At 54.9% G+C, this 5,296-nt stretch carries 2 rRNA genes; both read right to left on the bottom strand.

The window, feature by feature from the left end:
- Positions 1–150: 150 nt before the first annotated feature.
- Positions 151–3,274, bottom strand: a 23S ribosomal RNA gene (locus tag IFT51_RS14670).
- Between the two features lie 477 nt (positions 3,275–3,751).
- Positions 3,752–5,273 (bottom strand): 16S ribosomal RNA (locus IFT51_RS14665).
- Together the 16S and 23S rRNA genes form the textbook arrangement of a ribosomal RNA operon.
- Positions 5,274–5,296: the final 23 nt, after the last annotated feature.

Below are 5,296 nucleotides of genomic sequence, written 5' to 3'. Positions count from 1 at the left end.
GGCCAGCGGTGAAGTCTGTTTCAGACCATGCACCCACCCCCACCCCGAAGGATGACGGCAGACGACTGTCTGTTCAATTGTTCCCGACCGTATTTCGGGAACCACATAGTGGACGCAAGCAGCTTTCCCCCACCTCTACAGGGAGGGAGTGTTGTCAAGTTATCGGCTTATTAGTACCGGTCAGCTCCATGGGTCGTTAGTCCCCACTTCCACATCCGGCCTATCAACCCAGTAGTCTAGCTGGGAGCCTCTCACCCCGAAGGGTATGGAAATCTCATCTCGAAGCCGGCTTCCCGCTTAGATGCTTTCAGCGGTTATCCGTTCCGAACGTAGCTAATCAGCGGTGCTCTTGGCAGAACAACTGACACACCAGAGGTTCGTCCATCCCGGTCCTCTCGTACTAGGGATAGATCTTCTCAAATTTCCTGCGCGCGCAGCGGATAGGGACCGAACTGTCTCACGACGTTCTAAACCCAGCTCGCGTACCGCTTTAATGGGCGAACAGCCCAACCCTTGGGACCTACTCCAGCCCCAGGATGCGACGAGCCGACATCGAGGTGCCAAACCATGCCGTCGATATGGACTCTTGGGCAAGATCAGCCTGTTATCCCCGAGGTACCTTTTATCCGTTGAGCGACAGCGCTTCCACAAGCCACTGCCGGATCACTAGTCCCGACTTTCGTCCCTGCTCGACTTGTCAGTCTCACAGTCAAGCTCCCTTGTGCACTTACACTCGACACCTGATTGCCAACCAGGTTGAGGGAACCTTTGGGCGCCTCCGTTACTTTTTGGGAGGCAACCGCCCCAGTTAAACTACCCACCAGGCACTGTCCCAGAACCGGATCACGGTTCGTAGTTAGATATCCAAAGTGACCAGAGTGGTATTTCAACAATGACTCCACCTGAACTAGCGTCCAAGCTTCACAGTCTCCCACCTATCCTACACAAGCCACTCCGAACACCAATACCAAGCTGTAGTAAAGGTCACGGGGTCTTTCCGTCCTGCTGCGCGTAACGAGCATCTTTACTCGTAGTGCAATTTCGCCGAGTTCGCGGTTGAGACAGCTGGGAAGTCGTTACGCCATTCGTGCAGGTCGGAACTTACCCGACAAGGAATTTCGCTACCTTAGGATGGTTATAGTTACCACCGCCGTTTACTGGGGCTTAAATTCTGAGCTTCGCTTGCGCTAACCCTTCCTCTTAACCTTCCAGCACCGGGCAGGCGTCAGTCCGTATACATCGTCTTGCGACTTAGCACGGACCTGTGTTTTTAGTAAACAGTCGCTTCCCACTGGTCTCTGCGGCCTTTCCCGCTCCGGGAGTAAATCCCATCACGGTTCCGGCCCCCCTTCTCCCGAAGTTACGGGGGAATTTTGCCGAGTTCCTTAACCACGATTCTCTCGATCTCCTTGGTATTCTCTACCTGACCACCTGAGTCGGTTTGGGGTACGGGCGGCTTGAACCTCACGTCGATGCTTTTCTCGGCAGCATAGGATCACTGATTTCCCCCATACGGGGTACGCATCGGATCTCAGGCGCATTGACGACGGATTTGCCTATCGTCAGCCCTACATCCTTACACCAGGTTCACCTTACGGATACCATCGCCTGGCTCAGCTACCTTCCTGCGTCACACCTGTTAATACGTTAACCGCACCAGCATGGGGTCGAGCGTTAGACCGGCCGGCATCACCCCGAAGGGATCCACTCAGCCGGGTTAGGACTCTTAGCACCACTGGATTAGCTTGGGCGGTTCTTCGCCGGTACGGGAATATCAACCCGTTGTCCATCGACTACGCCTGTCGGCCTCGCCTTAGGTCCCGACTTACCCAGGGCGGATTAACCTGGCCCTGGAACCCTTGGTCTTTCGGAGGACGGGTTTCTCACCCGTCTTTCGCTACTCATGCCTGCATTCTCACTCGTGTGGCCTCCACGGCTGGTTTACACCGCCGCTTCACTGGCCACACGACGCTCTCCTACCACTCCGTACGACTGAACCACGAAGGCTTGTCTATAATACGAAATCTACAACTTCGGTGGTGTGCTTGAGCCCCGTTACATTGTCGGCGCGGAATCACTTGACCAGTGAGCTATTACGCACTCTTTCAAGGGTGGCTGCTTCTAAGCCAACCTCCTGGTTGTCTATGCAACTCCACATCCTTTCCCACTTAGCACACGCTTAGGGACCTTAGTTGGTAGTCTGGGTTGTTTCCCTCTCGACGATGAAGCTTATCCCCCACCGTCTCACTGCTGCGCTCTCACTTACCGGCATTCGGAGTTTGGCTGACGTCAGTAAGCTTTTGGGCCCCATCGGCCATCCAGTAGCTCTACCTCCGGCAAGAAACACGCAACGCTGCACCTAAATGCATTTCGGAGAGAACCAGCTATCACGAAGTTTGATTGGCCTTTCACCCCTATCCACAGCTCATCCCCTCCATTTTCAACTGAAGTGGGTTCGGTCCTCCACGACGTCTTACCGTCGCTTCAACCTGGCCATGGATAGATCACTTCGCTTCGGGTCTAGGACATGCGACTGTATCGCCCTATTAAGACTCGCTTTCGCTACGGCTACCCCACACGGGTTAACCTCGCCACATATCGCTAACTCGCAGGCTCATTCTTCAAAAGGCACGCTGTCACCCCTACAAGGAGGCTCCAACGGTTTGTAAGCAAACGGTTTCAGGTACTATTTCACTCCCCTCCCGGGGTACTTTTCACCTTTCCCTCACGGTACTTGTCCGCTATCGGTCATCTGGGAGTATTTAGGCTTATCAGGTGGTCCTGACAGATTCACACGGGATTTCTCGGGCCCCGTGCTACTTGGGATCCCCATTCAGCCAGCGCCAGCATTTCGGCTACGGGGTTCGCACCCTCTATGACCAGCCATTCAAAGCTGTTCGCCTATACTGCGCTGTAACTGCTCCTGTCCGGCAGAACAGGACAACGGGTCCCACAACCCCGACCATGCAACGACCGCCGTCTATCACACATGACCGGTTTAGCCTCTTCCGATTTCGCTCGCCACTACTGACGGAATCACTGTTGTTTTCTCTTCCTGTGGGTACTGAGATGTTTCACTTCCCCACGTTCCCTCTACCCGCCCTATATATTCAGGCGGGAGTCACCAGGTCAAAATGCCTGGCGGGGTTTCCCCATTCGGAAATCCTCGGATCAGGGCTCGATTATCAGCTCCCCGAGGCTTATCGCAGATTTCTACGTCCTTCTTCGGCTCCAGATGCCAAGGCATCCACCGTTTGCTCTTAGAAACTTGACCACAAAGTTGCTGCCAGCCGAAGCCAGCAGCTCAGTGTTATCTCATTCGCCAACCACACCCCCGAAGGAGCGGGTTGGTCTAAGAAATTGCACTTAGTATCACAAACAACCACCCGACCCGAAGGCCAGATACTGTCTGCGACTAAGATGCTCGCGTCCACTGTGTAGTTCTCAAAATACGGGCGGGTCCCATACTCACCCTGCGAATAATGCAGGACTCATATGGCCCAGAGGAGTTCAACCCCCCACACCGAAGCGCAGGGAAGTTTGGTCCCTCAGGACCCAACAGCGTGCACACTCCCCACCTCAGACACCCTCACGTTCCAAACACCCGAAGATGTCGTACTGATGCTGATGCCCTCACCGGAGAGCCATTGTCAATGTTCCACCCATGAGCGCCAGCCGGAGACATTCGCTCCGAAACTGACTTGACCAGAAAATCCCTGTGTAAACAGCAGGGCTGGTACATGCTCCTTAGAAAGGAGGTGATCCAGCCGCACCTTCCGGTACGGCTACCTTGTTACGACTTAGTCCTAATCACCAATCCCACCTTCGACAGCTCCATCCCACAAGGGGTTAGGCCACTGGCTTCGGGTGTTACCGACTTTCATGACTTGACGGGCGGTGTGTACAAGGCCCGGGAACGTATTCACCGCAGCGTTGCTGATCTGCGATTACTAGCGACTCCGACTTCATGAGGTCGAGTTGCAGACCTCAATCCGAACTGAGACCGGCTTTTTGGGATTCGCTCCACCTTACGGTATCGCAGCCCTTTGTACCGGCCATTGTAGCATGCGTGAAGCCCAAGACATAAGGGGCATGATGATTTGACGTCATCCCCACCTTCCTCCGAGTTGACCCCGGCAGTCTCCTATGAGTTCCCACCATTACGTGCTGGCAACATAGAACGAGGGTTGCGCTCGTTGCGGGACTTAACCCAACATCTCACGACACGAGCTGACGACAACCATGCACCACCTGTATACCGACCTTGCGGGGCGACCATCTCTGGACGTTTCCGGTATATGTCAAGCCTTGGTAAGGTTCTTCGCGTTGCATCGAATTAATCCGCATGCTCCGCCGCTTGTGCGGGCCCCCGTCAATTCCTTTGAGTTTTAGCCTTGCGGCCGTACTCCCCAGGCGGGGAACTTAATGCGTTAGCTGCGACACGGAGACCGTGGAATGGCCCCCACATCTAGTTCCCAACGTTTACGGCATGGACTACCAGGGTATCTAATCCTGTTCGCTCCCCATGCTTTCGCTCCTCAGCGTCAGTTACGGCCCAGAGATCTGCCTTCGCCATCGGTGTTCCTCCTGATATCTGCGCATTCCACCGCTACACCAGGAATTCCAATCTCCCCTACCGCACTCTAGTCTGCCCGTACCCACTGCAGGCTGGGGGTTGAGCCCCCAGATTTCACAGCAGACGCGACAAACCGCCTACGAGCTCTTTACGCCCAATAATTCCGGACAACGCTTGCACCCTACGTATTACCGCGGCTGCTGGCACGTAGTTAGCCGGTGCTTTTTCTGCAGGTACCGTCACTTTCGCTTCTTCCCTACTAAAAGAGGTTTACAACCCGAAGGCCGTCATCCCTCACGCGGCGTTGCTGCATCAGGCTTGCGCCCATTGTGCAATATTCCCCACTGCTGCCTCCCGTAGGAGTCTGGGCCGTGTCTCAGTCCCAGTGTGGCCGGTCACCCTCTCAGGCCGGCTACCCGTCGTCGCCTTGGTGAGCCATTACCTCACCAACTAGCTGATAGGCCGCGAGTCCATCCTTGACCGAAATTCTTTCCAACTCCTAGCCATGCGGCTGAAGCTCGTATCCGGTATTAGACGCCGTTTCCAGCGCTTATCCCAGAGTCAAGGGCAGGTTACTCACGTGTTACTCACCCGTTCGCCACTAATTCCTGGAGCAAGCTCCAGTTCATCGTTCGACTTGCATGTGTTAAGCACGCCGCCAGCGTTCGTCCTGAGCCAGGATCAAACTCTCCGTAAAAGAAAAAACAGTCCAACCGGAAT

Origin of the sequence: Frigoribacterium sp. CFBP 13712, assembly GCF_014842255.1 — a bacterium.
Lineage (GTDB): Bacteria > Actinomycetota > Actinomycetes > Actinomycetales > Microbacteriaceae > Frigoribacterium.
This window is presented reverse-complemented; position numbering and strand designations above follow the sequence as displayed.